Annotated in this window: 13 protein-coding genes; 4 read left to right on the top strand and 9 right to left on the bottom strand. The window is 69.4% G+C overall.

Annotated elements, in window-relative coordinates:
* Positions 1 to 10: 10 nt before the first annotated feature.
* Positions 11 to 3,526 (bottom strand): chromosome segregation protein SMC, encoded by a 3,516-nt coding sequence (smc, locus tag ACZYRS_RS16865; protein WP_463420155.1) that lies wholly within the window; start codon positions 3,524 to 3,526, stop codon positions 11 to 13.
* 114 nt (positions 3,527 to 3,640) lie between these two features.
* Between smc and ACZYRS_RS16860 the strand changes: the two genes are divergently transcribed.
* The 4 genes from ACZYRS_RS16860 (at position 3,641) to ACZYRS_RS16845 (ending at position 6,841) form a co-directional block, all read left to right on the top strand.
* Positions 3,641 to 4,399, top strand: a complete 759-nt coding sequence (locus ACZYRS_RS16860) for a hypothetical protein (protein ID WP_198788523.1) — start codon at positions 3,641 to 3,643, stop codon at positions 4,397 to 4,399.
* Positions 4,400 to 4,465: 66 nt separating this feature from the next.
* Entirely contained in the window at positions 4,466 to 4,786 is a 321-nt protein-coding gene (locus ACZYRS_RS16855) for a helix-turn-helix domain-containing protein (protein ID WP_198788522.1), read from the top strand.
* A complete protein-coding gene (locus ACZYRS_RS16850; protein ID WP_463420154.1) occupies positions 4,783 to 6,075 on the top strand; it encodes a type II toxin-antitoxin system HipA family toxin in 1,293 nt (430 codons plus the stop codon). The genes ACZYRS_RS16855 and ACZYRS_RS16850 overlap by 4 nt, the downstream gene beginning before the upstream one ends.
* 73 nt (positions 6,076 to 6,148) lie before the next feature.
* Positions 6,149 to 6,841 (top strand): P-loop NTPase family protein, encoded by a 693-nt coding sequence (locus ACZYRS_RS16845; protein WP_093432960.1) that lies wholly within the window; start codon positions 6,149 to 6,151, stop codon positions 6,839 to 6,841.
* Between the two features lie 22 nt (positions 6,842 to 6,863).
* Here the strand turns inward: ACZYRS_RS16845 and fabG are convergent, their stop codons facing one another.
* The 8 genes from fabG to ACZYRS_RS16805 are packed head-to-tail and all read right to left on the bottom strand — an operon-like array spanning position 6,864 to position 15,423.
* Entirely contained in the window at positions 6,864 to 7,595 is a 732-nt protein-coding gene (fabG, locus tag ACZYRS_RS16840; RefSeq protein ID WP_463420153.1) for a 3-oxoacyl-ACP reductase FabG, read from the bottom strand.
* The gene (locus tag ACZYRS_RS16835; RefSeq protein WP_463420152.1) at positions 7,592 to 8,062 is read right to left on the bottom strand and encodes a hydroxymyristoyl-ACP dehydratase; all 471 of its coding nucleotides are present in this window, start codon (positions 8,060 to 8,062) and stop codon (positions 7,592 to 7,594) included. Before ACZYRS_RS16835 ends, fabG begins: the two co-directional genes overlap by 4 nt.
* Entirely contained in the window at positions 8,059 to 8,826 is a 768-nt protein-coding gene (locus ACZYRS_RS16830) for a class I SAM-dependent methyltransferase (protein WP_463420151.1), read from the bottom strand. The genes ACZYRS_RS16835 and ACZYRS_RS16830 overlap by 4 nt, the downstream gene beginning before the upstream one ends.
* Positions 8,823 to 9,662 (bottom strand): polysaccharide deacetylase family protein, encoded by an 840-nt coding sequence (locus ACZYRS_RS16825; protein WP_463420150.1) that lies wholly within the window; start codon positions 9,660 to 9,662, stop codon positions 8,823 to 8,825. Before ACZYRS_RS16825 ends, ACZYRS_RS16830 begins: the two co-directional genes overlap by 4 nt.
* Positions 9,662 to 12,073 (bottom strand): MMPL family transporter, encoded by a 2,412-nt coding sequence (locus ACZYRS_RS16820; RefSeq protein ID WP_463420149.1) that lies wholly within the window; start codon positions 12,071 to 12,073, stop codon positions 9,662 to 9,664. The genes ACZYRS_RS16825 and ACZYRS_RS16820 overlap by 1 nt, the downstream gene beginning before the upstream one ends.
* Positions 12,070 to 12,729 carry a LolA-related protein gene (locus tag ACZYRS_RS16815; protein WP_463420148.1) on the bottom strand — a complete coding sequence of 220 codons (660 nt, stop codon included), beginning with the start codon at positions 12,727 to 12,729 and terminating at the stop codon, positions 12,070 to 12,072. The genes ACZYRS_RS16820 and ACZYRS_RS16815 overlap by 4 nt, the downstream gene beginning before the upstream one ends.
* Positions 12,701 to 13,714: an acyl-CoA synthetase gene (locus ACZYRS_RS16810; RefSeq protein ID WP_463420147.1), complete on the bottom strand. Its 1,014-nt coding sequence runs from the start codon at positions 13,712 to 13,714 to the stop codon at positions 12,701 to 12,703. Before ACZYRS_RS16810 ends, ACZYRS_RS16815 begins: the two co-directional genes overlap by 29 nt.
* A complete protein-coding gene (locus tag ACZYRS_RS16805) occupies positions 13,711 to 15,423 on the bottom strand; it encodes an AMP-binding protein (protein WP_463420146.1) in 1,713 nt (570 codons plus the stop codon). The genes ACZYRS_RS16810 and ACZYRS_RS16805 overlap by 4 nt, the downstream gene beginning before the upstream one ends.
* Positions 15,424 to 15,430: the final 7 nt, after the last annotated feature.

Genomic DNA, 15,430 nt, shown 5'->3' with positions numbered 1-15,430 from the left:
CGCCGCCAGCTCAAGCGGCCTCGACCATGGAGGCTGCGGCCTCCATGTCCACCGCGACGATGCGCGAGACGCCCTGCTCCTGCATCGTGACGCCGATCAACTGCTCGGCCATTTCCATGGCGATCTTGTTGTGGCTGATGAAGAGGAACTGGGTTTCGCGGCTCATGGCGGTCACGAGTTTGGCATAGCGCTCGGTGTTCGCGTCGTCCAGCGGCGCGTCCACTTCGTCCAGCAGGCAGAACGGTGCCGGGTTGAGCTGGAAGATGGCAAACACCAGCGCAATGGCCGTGAGCGCCTTCTCGCCGCCCGAGAGCAGGTGGATGGTCTGGTTCTTCTTGCCGGGGGGCTGCGCGAGCACCTGCACGCCGGCATCGAGAATTTCGTCGCCCGTCATCACCAGCCGCGCGTTGCCGCCGCCGAAGAGCTCGGGGAACATGCGGCTGAAGTGCTCGTTGACGATCTTGAACGTGCCGCCGAGCAGGTCGCGCGTTTCGGCATCGATCTTGCGGATGGCGTCTTCCAGCGTGCCGATGGCTTCGTTCAGGTCGGCCGACTGGGCGTCCAGAAAGGTCTTGCGCTCGCTCGCGATCGCGAGTTCGTCGAGCGCGGCGAGGTTCACCGCGCCGAGGGCTACGACTTCGCGGTTGAGGCGGTCGATTTCGCTCTGCAGGCCGGTCAGGCGCACCTTGTCGGTCTCGATGGATTGCGCAACGGCTTCGAGGTCGGCGCCGGCGTCTTCCAGCAACTGCTGGTACTGCTCGACACCCAGGCGCGCAGCCTGTTCCTTCAGCTGGAATTCGGTGATGCGCTGGCGCAGCGGATCGAGCTCGCGCTCCAACTGCAGGCGGCGCTCGTCGCTCGCGCGCAGCTTGAGCGTGAGGTCGTCGTACTGGCTGCGCGAGGCGCCGAGCGCGGTTTCGCGTTCGAGCTTGAGCGACAGCGCATCCTGCAGGCCGGCCTGCGCAGCGGCATCGGACAAGCGGCCCAGCTCGGCGCGGGCGCGCTCGTCTTCGTCGGTGAGCGCGACGGTCTGTTGCGACGCGGTTTCGATCGCGCGGTTCAGTTCGGCACGACGGGCCTCGAGCGTGCGCTGCGAGAAGGTGGCCTCCTGCGCCTGGCGCTCGAGGCTCCGGTGCTGCTCACGGCTGGCATTGAGCGCGCGGCCGGCTTCGATCACGCGCTCGTCCAGCTGCGCATGGCGCTCCTGGCTGTCGGCCAGTTGCATGTCGAGCTCTTCGAAACGGCCTTCGGCGGCGATGCGCTTTTCCTGCAGTTCTTCGAGTTGCGCGTCGACTTCGCCAAGGTCGGAGGCCAGTTGCTGGCTGCGCGCGCGCGTCTGCTCGGCGAGCTGGGTCATGCGCAGGGTCTCGACCTGCAGTTCGTGGGCGCGCGACTGGGTGTCGGCCGCTTCACGGCGCGCCGTCACCAAGCGCTGCGCGGCGTCGCCGTAGGCGGCTTCGGCGCGGATCAGCGCGGTGCGCGCCTCTTCGTTGATGAGCGTCTGGGCGCGCAGCTGGCGCTCCAGGTTTTCCATTTCCTGCTGGCGGGCCAGGAGGCCGGCCTGCTCGGAATCGGGCGCGTAGAAATTGACGCTGTGCGAGGACACGGCATGGCCGCTCTGCACATAGATGACTTCGCCCGGCTGCAGCGTGGCGCGCTGCGCCAGTGCTTCTTCAAAACTCGATGCGGTGTAGCAGCCGTGAAGCCAGTCGTTCAGCAAGGCTTGCTGGCCGGCATCGTTCAGCCGCAACAGGCTCGACAGCCGCGGCAGCGCGGCAGCGCCCTGCGGCGCGCCGGCCGACGGCGGGCTGTAGAAGGCCAGCTTGGCAGGCGGCGCGTCGTTGCCGAAGGCGCGGACCATGTCCAGCCGGCTGACTTCGAGCGCACCCAGCCGCTCGCGCAACGCGGCTTCGAGTGCGCTTTCCCAGCCCTGCTCGATGTGGATGCGGCTCCACAGGCCCTGCAGGCCATCGAGGCCGTGCTTGGCGAGCCAGGGGGCCAGCTTGCCATCGGTCTTGACCTTTTCCTGCAGCGCGCGCAGCGCCTCGAGCCGCGCCGAGAACTCCGCGTGGCGCGCACCTTCGGTGTTGACGGCCTGCTGCTTCGTGCGGCGGTCGTCGTCCAGTTGCGGCACGGCTTCCTGCAGTTCGTGCAGGCGGGCTTCGGCTTCGCTGGCGGTTTCCTGCGCTGCGGCCAGCTGCTCCTGCATGTCCAGGAGGCGCGCCTCGTCGGGCGCGGCCAGCGCGTTCTGGTCGGCGCGCAGGCGTTCGCTGCGCTGCGTGAGCTGGCGGCTCTGGTCTTCGATGTTGCGCTGGTCGGCCGCGAGCACCTGGATCTGCTGCTGCACCTGCGAGACCGTCGTGCGCTGGCTGTTGGCTTCGTCCTGGGCGCGCTGCACGGCCTCTTCGAGCTCGGGCATGCGCGCGTCGTGTTCTTCGAGCTGGGCCGCCAGCAGGATCGCCTGCTCTTCGGCATCGACGCCCTTGCCGGCCAGGGTTTCGATCTCGGTCTCGGCCTCTTCGCGGCGCGTGCCCCACTGGCCCATCTGCTCGCGCAGCTGGACCAGCCGCTGCTCGACGCGCTGGCGGCCTTCGACCACGAAGCGGATCTCGCCTTCGAGCCGGCCGACTTCGGCGCTGGCCTCGTAGAGCTTGCCCTGCGCCTGGTTGACCTGGTCGCCGGCCGCGTAGTGGGCCTGGCGCACGGTTTCGAGTTCGGCTTCGATGTGGCGCAGATCCGCGGTGCGCGATTCGAGGTCGTTGATCGCCTTTTCCGAATCGGACTTGATCTTGGCCTGGTCCGCATCGCTCTCGCTGCGCTTCAGGAACCACAGCTGGTGCTGCTTCTTGGTGGCCTCGCCCTGCAGCGTGTTGTAGCGCGCGGCCACCTCGGCCTGCTTCTCGAGCTTTTCGAGGTTGGCGTTGAGTTCGCGAAGAATGTCTTCGACGCGCACGAGGTTCTCGCGCGTGTCGCCCAGGCGGTTTTCGGTCTCGCGGCGGCGTTCCTTGTACTTGGAGACACCGGCGGCTTCTTCGAGGAACAGGCGCAGTTCCTCGGGCTTGGATTCGATGATCCGGCTGATCGTGCCCTGGCCGATGATGGCGTAGGCGCGGGGCCCGAGACCGGTGCCCAGGAACACGTCCTGCACGTCGCGGCGGCGCACCGGCTGGTTGTTGATGTAGTAGCTGCTGGTGCCGTCGCGCGTGAGCACGCGCCGCACGGCGATTTCGCCGAACTGGTTCCACTGACCGCCAGCACGGTGGTCGGCGTTGTCGAACACCAGCTCGACGCTCGAGCGGCTGGCCTGCTTGCGGGTGGTCGTGCCGTTGAAGATCACGTCCTGCATCGACTCGCCGCGCAGCTCGGAAGCGCGCGATTCGCCGAGCACCCAGCGCACCGCATCCATGATGTTCGACTTGCCGCAGCCGTTGGGCCCGACCACGCCGACCAGTTGGCCCGGCAGCAGGAAGTTGGTGGGTTCGGCGAACGACTTGAAGCCCGAGAGCTTGATGGAATTAAGACGCACGACTTGTCGGCCTGCCTTGACGTTAACGCCAAGGTATTGATTTGTAAGGAAAATTGCACGGGCTCGCTGCTCGAAGCGAGCCGCCGCCCCAGTCTTGGATGATAACGTCAGGGCATGAGTGTTTCTCCGGTTTTACCCCTTGCGGCGCGACGCACCTGCCTTCTGGCCGGCGCCGCCTCCCTGCTCGGCCTGGCGGGCTGTTCATCGGTTCGGTCGACAGAACGCGCCGAACCCTATGCCAACCAGGAATGGCTGCAGTCCAGCGCCAACCGCATCGCGAATCTTTCGCTGCGCGACAACCTGCAGTCGATTCGGCGCGTGCAGTCCACCCTCTACAAACGCAACCCGCGGGAATGGCGCAAGTCGGCGGCGAGCATCGACGAAGCCAGCCAGCGCGCGTGGGACGCGGTGCTCAAAGGCGCAGATCTGCCCGAGCTGCGCGGCGCCACCGGCATCGAGGCCATCCGCCTGGCCTTCGAGACCGGGCCGCAGCCCTACCAGGGCGACCGCGTCGCGGCGCTGGTGGTCGGCTGGGCCTCGATGCTCAAGCAGGCCAACGGCGGCACCTGGGAGCAGACCATGATCGACGGCGTCGACGCCGAGAACAGCTACCGGGCCGCGCGCAATTTCGAGATCTCGCTCTGGCTGATCTCCTCCAAGACCGGCCCCGACGGCCAGCCGCTGCTGCTGGCCACCGAGATCAGCGAGCGCGGCCGCAACCTCGTGGCCGACCGCGAGCTGTCGAAGGTGGTGGCCCGGCTCGACCTGCTGGCCGCGCAGGCCGACGAAAAATACCGGCGCGCGGCGCTCGATTTCGGGCAGAACTGGGTCATGGGCGTGGTCATGCCCCTTTTCACGCTGGTGCCGAAATAAGCCCGCCGGGCAGCATAAGGCAGGGAAATATATTTCCCAAAATGCCAATTGCGGTAATATATTTCCGTGACCAAACAGGAACTCATCACCACCCTGGCCGCGCGGCGCGACGCCGCCGGCCTCTCGACCGCCGAGATTGCGCTGCGTTCGGGGCTCACCGAGCGATCGGTGCGCAATGCCCTGAGTCTGCAAGGCAATCCGCAGATGTCGTCGCTGCTCGCGCTGGTCGATGCGCTCGGGCTTGAACTGCAATTGGCGCCCAAGGGCTTCGGCGAAACCGCGGCCACCGATCCCGGCTACCGCCCCGTCACCACCCGCGTGGGCCATGCGGTCGCACAGGCCCCGGCCTCGCCGCCGTACACCAACAACAAGCGCCGCTCGCCATGAACGTCAAGATCCTGGAGATCTCGCTCGGCACACGGCGCTTCGGCAAGCTGTTCCAGTACGCGGACCTGTGCCGCTTCGTGGCGGAGCCCGAACTGATCGCCGCGCCGCCGCCGGAGGTGCTGTCGCTCTCGATGGTGGCGAGCGACGCTGCCACGCAGGCCGCCCTCTGGAGCGACGTGAAGAACCCGCTCTTCAACGCCCAGGGCGGACAGCTCCCGCGCTTCTTCCAGAACCTGCTGCCCGAGGGCGTTCTGCGCAGCCACATCGCGCAGTTGCGCGGTTGCCGGGAGAACGATCATTTCGAGCTGCTCGCGGCCTGCGGCGGCGACCTGCCCGGCGCGGTGAGTGCCAAGCCGGTGTCGGTGGACCGCGGCACGCTGCAACGGCTCATCACGCAGGACCAGGACGCGCTCGAGATGTCGGTGGTCGAGCTGCCGATGCCGCAGGGCATCTCGGTGTCGGGCGTGCAGCCCAAGCTGGGCCTGCGTCGCCAGGGCGGCCGCTACGTGGCGCGCACGCGGGCCGGTGCGAGCACACGCGTGATCGCCAAGCTGCCAGTGGCCGGACGGCCGCACATGCCGCAGCTCGAAATGCTCTCGCTGCAGATGGCGGGCGCCGCGGGCGTCCAGGTGTGCGACGCCGAACTCGCGCCGCTCTCCGCCATCAAGGCCGAACACAGCTATGCGCTGCCCGACGAGCCCGACTTCCTCGCCGTCACCCGCTTCGACCGCGACGGCGCGCGCCGCATCCACTTCGAGGACTTCGCGCAGGTGCTCGCCGTGGACCCGATGCACAAGTACAGCGCGAGCTACCTGGACATGGCGCTCGCGATGCAGGCCTTTCCGTCACTGGGCGAAGACGCCGTGCTCGAACTCATTCGGCGCCTGGCGGTAAACGACCTGCTCGGCAACCCCGACGCCCACTTGAAGAACTTCGGCGTGCTGTACGCCGACGGCATCGCGCCGCGGCTGGCGCCGGCCTACGACATCGTCGCGTACGCGGCGATCCAGGGCGTCGACGGCCATGCGCTTCCTCTGCTGCCGACGAACACCGCAGCCCCAAGGCGCACCGCCCTCTTCACCCCCGCCAACGTGCGCGCCTTCTGCTTCTCGACCGGCCTGCACGAACCGCTGGTGCGGCGCGTGGTCACCGACACCGCACGCCTCGCGCGCAGCCTCTGGCCCGAGATGATCGACGCCTCGACGCTGCCCGCGCCATGGAAAAAACGGCTGCAGCAGCGCTTGCAGGCACACCCCTTGCTGCAAGCCATGGCCAAGCGCGGCAAATAGGCCCATCGAAAAACGCGACACCTAGAATGATTCAGCCCTTCACCCCTCAACCCATTCGAGGCAGCAGCAACTCATGAGCTCCATCAATTTCATCGGCGGCGAAAAAGGCGGTGTCGGCAAGTCGGTCACGGCGCGCGTGCTGGCGCAGTACTTCATCGACCGCAGCCGCCCTTTCACCGGCTTCGACACCGACCGTTCGCACAGCTCGTTCACCCGCTTCTACGAAGGCTTCGCCTCGCCCGTGGTGGTCGACAGCTACGAGGGCCTGGACACGGTCGTGAACGGCTTCGAGAGCAATCCGAAGCAAAGCGTGATCGTCGACCTCGCCGCGCAGACGCTGGCGCCGCTGTCGCGCTGGATCAAGGAGTCGGACCTCTTCGACGTGTTCGCAGAGATCGGCGTGACCGTCAATTTCTGGCACGTGCTGGACGACGGCAAAGACTCCACCGACCTGCTCGGCACGCTGATCGACACCTTCGGCAACCGCCCGAACTACATCGTGGTGCAGAACTACGGCCGCGGCAGCGATTTCGGGATGCTGCTGGCGTCGCAGTCGCTCTCCAAGGCGAATGCGAACGGCGCGCGAGTCATCGCGCTGCCGCGCCTGCACGAAGCCAGCATGCGCAAGATCGATGCGCAGAACACGAGTTTCTGGAAGGCCGTGAACGACCGCGAAGGCGTGCATGCGCTGGGCCTCTTGGAACGCCAGCGCGTGAAGTCGTGGCTGGCGACGGCCTACGCGGCGTTCGATACGCTGCCGCTGTAACGCTACCGGCCGGGCAGCAGGCTCAGATCATCCCGCCGTTGATCGAGATCACCTGCCCGGTGATGTAGCCGGCTTCATCGCTCGCCAGGAACGACGCGAGCGCGGCCACTTCCTGCGGCGTTCCCGCCCGCTTCACCGGCACCATCTGGTTGATGACCGCCGGATCGAACACTGCATCGGCCATCGGCGACGCGATGATCCCCGGCGCGATCGCGTTGACCGTGACACCGCGCGACGCCACTTCGAGCGACAGCGCCTTGGTCGCGCTGTTGAGCGCGCCCTTGGCCGCAGCGTAGTTCACCTGCCCCCGGTTGCCGGTGATCGCCGACACCGACGAGATGTTCAGGATGCGGCCCCAGCGCGTGCGCATCATCGGCAGCAGCAGCGGCTGCGTCACACGGAAAAATCCGTTGAGCGACACGTCGATCACCTTGTGCCATTGATCGGCGCGCATGCCCGGCAGCACCGCATCGTCGTGCACGCCAGCGTTGTTGACCAGGATCTGGACCGCGCCGCCTTCGAGGATGCGCGCGCACGCCGCCGCCGAGGCCTCGTCGCTGCGCAAATCGAACACATGGCATTCGGCCTTGCCGCCCGCCGCGATGATCGACGCCGCCAGCTGCTCCACCGCTTCCGGCCGCGAATTGGCGTGCAGCAGCACCGTCGCACCGTCGCGCGCAAACCGTTCGGCCATGGCAGCGCCGAGTGCGCCGCTGGCGCCCGTGATCAGCGCGCGTTTTCCTTCGAGACTCATGAGGCGGTGCTTTCTGTTGCGAGCGGCGTGTTCAGGACCACCACGGCCCGGCCCTCGGCCAGCGTACGGCCGTCGTCGGCGTTGACCGCGAATTCGTAGAGGATCTGCTTGTCGTCGCCCGACAGGCGCCGGGCCTGCACGTGCAGTTCACCTTCGATGTCATCGAGCCGCGTGACGGCCAGCCGCACACTGCGCGCGCTCGCCAAAAAACCGGCCGATGGCGTGCTGCCCTCCGCGGCCAGCAGCCCGCCGTGAAGCGCCATGGCCTGCGCCGCGTATTCGATGGCATTCGGCGCCAGCAATCCGCCGGCCGTGCGCAGCGGGTTGTCCGCCAGCCGGTGCGTCGTCGTGCTGCAGCGGATCACGTCCGCATCCCAATCGTCGAGCCGCTCCAGCAGGCACATGCTGCCGCTGTGCGGAATGCGCGCGGCGATGCCGGCGCGGTCGAGCGTCTGCGGCGCCGTCAAGCGGCTGCCTCCAGGTCGGCCACCAAGAGCACGTTGGCGAACGGCGTGCCTTCGCTCATCGGAATGCTCTGCACACGGAAACCCAGGCGCTGCAGCACTGCCGTCCATTCGGCGAGCGGCCGGCCCCACGTCGGCGAGACCTTGTGGCCGCGGATGCGCGTCACCGTGCGGTCGACCCACTGGCTGATCGCGAAACCGCGCCGGCTCGACGCATCGCCCACGCGCAGCAGCAGCCGCGCCTTCGGGTTGCCGCCGCGCCGGAGCGCATCGCGCACGCGCGCCAGCACGCCCTCTTGCGCTTCGAGGTCCACGTAGTGCAGCACGTCGAGGATCACGACCAGGTCGCAGTCGGGCAAGGCGGCGGAGCACATGTCGGCGCACACCAGGCGCGGCGTCGGCTGCAGATGGCCGACCGACGCCTCGGCGCGCGCCACGTCCTTCGGCATCAGTTCGATCCCGGTGTAGTCCGCGGCGGCCGGCGTGGCAGGCCATGCAGCAGGCCAGCGCCCCTGCTGCTGCATCGTGCTCATCGACGCCAGCAGGCTCACGAAAAGGCCCTGCCCGCAGCCGATATCGACCACGCGCCGGTGCTGCGCATCGATCAGCCCGCGTTCGAGCAGCCCGCGAAAGACCGGGTCGCGCCCGAGCTTGCCGCGCGCGAACTGCCAGGCGAAGGTGCCGCCCTTCTTGTACGGAACGGTGGCGGCTTCATGCAGCTCGCGCCACGCGTTGTCCGTGGATGACGACGACATCACGGCGCTCATGGCTTGAGCCCTTCGGGCAAGGTCACGGCGCGCATTCCATCGGCGCGCAGGCGTTCGAGCAACAAGGGCAATACCTCCAGCAAAACGGGTTTTCCTTCGGCGGTGCGCGCGGCGTTGCCGTCGTGCAGCAACAGGATGTCGCGGGCCTGCAGATTGCGGGCGAGGCGCGCCATTACCTTGGCGGGGTCGCCTTCGCGCGTGTCGAAACCGCGCCGCGTCCAGCTCACGAGCGAGAGGCCCAGGCGGTGCAGCACCGGTTCGAGAAAGGGGTTGCGCAGCCCGGCGGGCGCGCGGAAACAGGTCGGGCGCTGGCCGGTGACTTCGGTGAGGATGTCCTGCGCCCGCGCGATTTCGCTCGCGAAACCGCGCGGCCCGAGGAACGAGAAGTTGTGCCGGTGGCGCGCCGTGTGGTTCTGGATGCTGTGGCCGCGCGCCACGATCTCGCGCGCCAGTTCCGGATGCGCGAGCACGCGCTCGGCGATGCAGAAGAAGGTGGCGCGCTGGCCGTGCGCGTCCAGCAGGTCCAGCACGCGGGGCGTGACTTCGGGCTCCGGTCCGTCGTCGATGGTGATTGCCACCTCGCGGCGTGCGGCCGCCGCTTCGGGCAGCCGCGTGACGTTGGGGCCCAGCAGGTTGCTGCGCGGCGTGAGCCCGGCGCCGGTGATCAGCGCGTGGTTGAGCACGATCGCGCCGATGGCCCACGGCCACGCGCCCGGCACCAGCATGCCCGCCCCAATAGCCGCCACATGCCAGGCCGCGCTGGCGCGCATGGCCGGCGGCCAGGGCCAGGACTCGGGGGTAGCGGTTGCGGAAGACATCGCGGCGGATTTTCCCATCAGGTGCGCCGGGCGGGCGAAGCGGGCGTCGGTGCCACATGACGGGCGAACGCCGCCGACAGCAGCAGCGCCAGCAATGCCCCCGGCGCCACCACGCGACCGATCGACGACAGCGCGGGGATGTCCGATATCGCGATCAGGCCAAACGACACCACGGTCGTGAGGTTCGCCAGCATCAGCGAAGCCAGCGTGTCTTCATCCGCCCGCCCCGTCGTGCGCAGCTGGTCGAAGAACAGCGCGTAGTTCGAGCCCACCGCCACGATCAGCAGCAGCCCCACCAAATGGAGGATGCCGAGCGCAGCCTGCGCGAGCGCCATGCCGCCCAGCGTGAGCATCACCGCGAACACCAGCGGCTGGCACACCGCCAGCAGCCGGCGCCACGACCGCAGGTAGATGCCCAGCAGCACCACCACCGCCAGCGCGCCGAGCAGCACCTGCACGAAGGCTTCGTGCAGGTAGCGCTGATACAGGCTCGCGAGTTCGCGGCCGACGTCGACCACCTGCACGTCGGTCGTGCCCGCGAGCGCGGCTTCGAGTCGGGCCTGGTCGAACTTCGGACCGGGGTGCAGCACCAGCAGCGTCGCCCATCCGCCGCCCGGGCGCTGGTACATCAGCGTGTTCAGCACGGAGCCGAGCGGACCGCCGGCCAGGTCGGCGCGCTGCACGGGCGCGAGCTTGCGCGCCGCCTCGACATCGGCCAGGAACGGCCCGAGCCGCGAGGCCGGCAACGGCAGGCCCTTGGTGGCTTCGGCCAGGCTGGCTTGCAGCGTGGCTGCATCGGGCAGGCTCGCGATGCGCGCGCTCTGCGCAGCCGCGCTGGGCAGCACGCGCGTGACGGCCTCGTAGCCGCCGAGTTCGGCCGTGTCGACCAGTGCATCGAGCTTGGCGGCCGCCGCTTCGGTGTTGCGCAGCGCCGCCTGCTCGTCGTCGCCATAGGCCACCACCAGCACACCGCCGTCGCTCGCGCCGATGTCGTTGCGCAGCATCTCATCGAGCTGCTGGGCCGACTTGGGCACCGGGCTCATCGCGCCCAGGTCGGCGCGCCACAGATGCCCGCCCTGCCACAGCACCAGCCCGAGCGCGGCCACGCCGAGCGCGGCCAGCGGCCAGCGCAGGCGCGGCAGGCCGCGCACCAGCATGCCGGCGAGCTGCGCCATGTACCTGCGCATGCCCATGCCGGTCGCGCCGTCGGGTGCGAGCATCGGCAGCACGTAGCGCGTGGCCAGCGCAGCCGCCACGAGGCCAGCGATGGAGAACACGCCCAGCTGCGCGAGCCCCGGAAAGCCCGAGAACACCAACGCCGCGAAGCCGCACACCGAGGTCAGCAGCCCGAGCCGCACGGTCGGCCAGTTCAGATCACGCCAGCGTTGCCAGCCGGTGCCGGCCACGGCCGCCCCGCGCGCCTGGATCAGGTAATAGATGGCGTAGTCCACCGTCTCGCCGATCAGCGTGCTGCCGAAACCCAGCGTGAGCCCGTGCACCGAGCCGAACACCAGGCTCACGCTCGCCGTGCCGATCACCACGCCCGTCGCCACCGGCAGGAAAGCGATGAGCAACGCGCGCGGCGAGGCGAAGGCCAGCAGCAGCAGCGCGCCCATCACGATGCCGCCGACGATCGCGAGATGGATGGCTTCGGTCTTGATCTTGTCGCGGCTCATCACCGAGAACACGGGCGGGCCGCTCAGCAGCAGCTTGGGCCTCGCCTCGCCCATCTCCCGCGTGGCGGCTTCGAACGCCGCGTGCACCCTCGCGATGGCCACGGCCTGCGCGTCCAGGTCGCTGCCGGCGGCGCGCGTGGTCGCAATCATCAGCGCGCGCGGCGCGGTGCGCGACATCCACACGCCGTCTTCGCTGCGCGGCGCGCTCGCGGGCACCAGTTCCATGGCGATGCGCTGCGTCTCGCCGGTCGGGTCGCGGTCGAGAAAAGGCTTGATCACGTTGCCGGCCGGTGTGCCGAGCATCGACAGCGTCTCGTTGATCGCGTCGCGCAGGCCCCCGGCGGTGAACTGCCCGGGCGTGACGGCGGGTGACAGCTGGTAGCGGTGCTGGAACACCCAGGTGCCCGCCTCGCTCCAGTCGCCCACGTCGCCGTTCTGGATCAGGTCGAAGAGCCGACTCTCGCGCATGGTCTTGCCCATCGCGCGCGACACCGTGGCGCGCTGCTCCGCGCTGCCGCCTTCGAAGCCCAGCATCAGCGTGCGCGAAGCGACGCCGCTTTGCAGCTGCTCGATCAGCACGCGCTGGCGCAGGTCGGGGCTCTTGGGCAGGAACGCCGAGAGATCGGCGCCGATCTGCGTGCGCGCGATGACGAACGCGCCGCACAGCAGCACCAGCAGCCACGCGAGCAGCACGACCGCCCTGCGCCGCCAGCTCGGCGGGCCGCCCGCCTGCGGCGCCGTCGCGGCAGTCACGGTGTGGTGCGTCCGGCCGCGCCGGACGGGGCCGCGCCGGGGGGCGCCGTGGCGGCGGGCGCAGGCGCGGGCGCGTTCGGCGAGATGTTCATGACCGAGCGGTCACCGCCGACGAACTCCATCTCCAGCCCCAGCACGTCGCTCGCGCGGCCGCTGATGCGGATGCTGCGCACCTGCGCGGCCAGGCGGCTGTCCATGGGCGCAAGGTCGAGCGTCCACTTGGCGGGCGCGCCCGTCACGGTGCTCTTGAAGTAGCGCTGCAGCGTCGCGCCGTCGCCGGTCAGCGTGCCGCGCATGGCTTCGACCAGGCCGAGCAGCTCGGGCATGCTGTCCAGCGCCAGCGTGCGGTTGCGGCCGCCGCGCGAGAGCGTGAGCGTGTTGCCGTCGACGGCCATGGTCTCGATGCGTGGCGACAGCGTGCGGCGCACCAGCTTGTCGGGCGCGTCGAAGCTCAGCGTGCCGCTCGCATCGAGCGGGCCTTCCAGGCCGTGCACGAAGCGCTGCTCGGTGAAGCGGGCCTCGCCGCTCTTTTGCTTGGCCAGCAGGCCCATCAGCTCGGGCAGGTCGAACGCCCACGCCGGCGCGGCGCAGAAAGTCACCGCGAGTACGAACACCCTGCAAAGCCGGTCAAGCCGCATCTTCGAGCCAGAAATCATGAAAGTTGAACCAGTTGTACGGATAAGCGCGGCACAGCGCCTCCAGGCGTGCGACGTAGGCCTCGACGGCGGCGCGGATGCGCCGCTCGCGGTCCGCGGCATCGGCGGCCGGCTCGGCGAAGTCGGCCAGCGGATCGAACCGGACATCGTAGCGGGCGCCGCCGCCATAGAGGCCGGCCATGAAGAACACCTTGCGGCGCAGGAGCGCCGCGAGCCGGAACGGCCCGTCGTTGAAGGTGGCGGGCTGCCCGAGGAACGGCAGCACGATGTTGTTGCCGCGGTGGTGCGAGGGCTGCTCCTCGCTGCCCGGCAGGGTGCGGTCGGCCAGCATGCCGCCCAGGCCCCCGCCGTCGAGCCAGTCGCGCAGGTCGAGCATCGAGTGCGGCCGGCCGAGCGCGATCACGTGCGGCCGCATTTCGGGCAGCGCGATGGCGTTGAGGATGGCGGTGATGCGCTGCGCGTTGTCCGGGTACATCAGCATCGCGAGCCGCAGGTCGTGCTGCTGCGTGCGGTGCTTGCAGGCGCCCATGACCTCGAAACTGCCCACGTGCGCGCCGAGCAGGAAAGCGCCCCGCCCTTCGATCGCTTCGGTCTCCAGCGGCACGTTGCCTTCGACCGTCAGCTTGAAGAGGTCCATGCGCCCGCGCAGGAAATACACGCGGTCCAGCACCGTGGACGAAAACGCGTGCAGCAGCCGGTAACCGTCGATCCAGCCCGCGTGCGGACCGATGGCCCGGAACAGGTAGCGCTTGATCTGCCGGCGCGGCGCGGGCGCGAACAACAGGAAATACAGGCTGATCGGCGGCAGCAGCAGCCGCGTGACGTGGCGCCCGCACACCAGCGCCATGAAGCAGATGAAGCGCAACGCGAGCATGTTGCTGCGCTCGGGCGCCTGGGCCCAGCCGCCCCTCTGCCCAGCCTGCCCGGTGTGCCCGGTCTGGGCCGCCTCGTTGACGGCGCGCGTCTCAGCGTCGGTGTGCTTCATCGGGCTGACTCTTGCACGGCCGTCCAGCGGCCGCTGACAGCCACCACGCCGTCGCAACGCACGTCGAAACGCACGCCGCGGCCGGTGCCGGCTTCCGGATGCAGTTCGATGGCGAGCGTGCTGCCGGGCCGCACGGGCGCGAGAAACTTCGCCGCCGCGAGCGTCGGCGACGTGCCCAGCCGCGCGACCAGCGCCGGCACGCGCTGGATGGCTTCCATCACCTCGGCCAGCACCAGCGCGCCGGGCAGCAGCGGCTGGCCGGGGAAATGGCCGGCGAAAGACGGATGGTCGGCGGGCACCGTGTGCGCGATCTGCACCGGCGTGTCGTCTTCCGCGAGCTGCGCCAGCGCAAATTCGCGCAGCGCCCGCACCGTGAGCTTGCCGGTGCCTTCGCGCGGAAAAGACTTCACCTGCACCACGCGCCGCGGCACGAACACCGGCTCCAGGCGCTGGCGCAGCGCGCCGATGATCGCGCCCGCCGCGAGCGTCGGCGCGACCACGAAGGCCACCGGCCGCACCACGCCGTCGGCCACCTCGTCGGGCAGCCAGAAGGCGCCGTCGTCGACCCCGGGAATGCTGTTCAGGTGGAAGTTCAGGTGGGCCAGCGAGCTGCGCCGGCCGGCCACGTGAATGAGGTCGTTCGCGCGGCCGAACAGGCGAAAGCGCCGGTCGTCCAGCAGCTCGAGCACATCGGCCATGGGCGTGGGCTCGGGCAGGAAATCGCCCTCGAAGATGAAGCGCTCGGGCCCGTCGGCTTCGCCCGGCTCCGCATGCACGCGGATCTGGCCGAAGTTTTCCCAGATTTCGCTCTCGGTCGTGCGGCGCGTGGCGACCTGGCCCGACTCGGTGCTGCCGTAGATTTCGAGCAGCACCGCGCCCATGGCCTGCTCGGCCTGCAACGCAAGCTGCGGCGAGAGCGGCGCGGTGGCCGACAGGATCAGGTCCACCGGCGGCAGTTCGATGCCCGACAGCAGCAGCGTCTTCAGGTGGAACGGCGTGGTCACCAGTGCCCGAGGGCGCGGCACCGAGGCCAGCGTCTGCGCCACGTCGGCCGGAAAGAACGGCCGGCCGCTTTCGAAAGCAGCACCGCCCAGCATCGCCAGCAGCACCGACGATTCGAGCCCGTAGCTGTGCTGCACCGGCACGGTCGCGACCAGCGTCAGGCCTTCGAGCGTGGGGCGCTCCAGCACGCGGCAGAGCCGCTCGACGGCCACGGCCACATCGCCCACCAGCGTGCGCCAGGTCTTGGCATGCGGCTGCGGCGCGCCGGTGGAGCCCGAGGTGAGCAGGCTGGCCGCGTGCATCGCGCCGTCGAACGCGGGCACGGTCGCGCTCGCATCGCCTTCGAGGCTGGAGCGGTCTTCGATCAGCACGCGCTGCATGCCGGGCGTCTGCAGCTTGGTGTCGTCGGTGAGCGCGAAAAGGCGGGTGCCGTGGCTCTCGACCAGGCGCGCCAGCGTGTCGGGCCGCGCATCGGGCGGCAGGAGGCTCGCATGGCCGCGCACCAGCGCGGCGCCCAGGCTCACGGCGAAGGCATAGCGATCGACGCACAGGTTGACCGCGGGCCCCTCGGCCGGCAGCACCGGCGCGAAACGGGCCACGTCGGCCAGGAACTGGCGGGTGCTCACGGGCACGCCGGCACGCCACGCGAGGGGGGCGTCGGGGTCGCGGTCCGCGAGCAGGGGCAGGAAGTGGGTGTCTGTCGTCACGCGGGCT

It is taken from the genome of Variovorax sp. AC194 (assembly GCF_979257995.1).
Note: the sequence above shows the minus strand (reverse complement) of the source record. Positions and strands in the feature narration are given on the sequence as shown.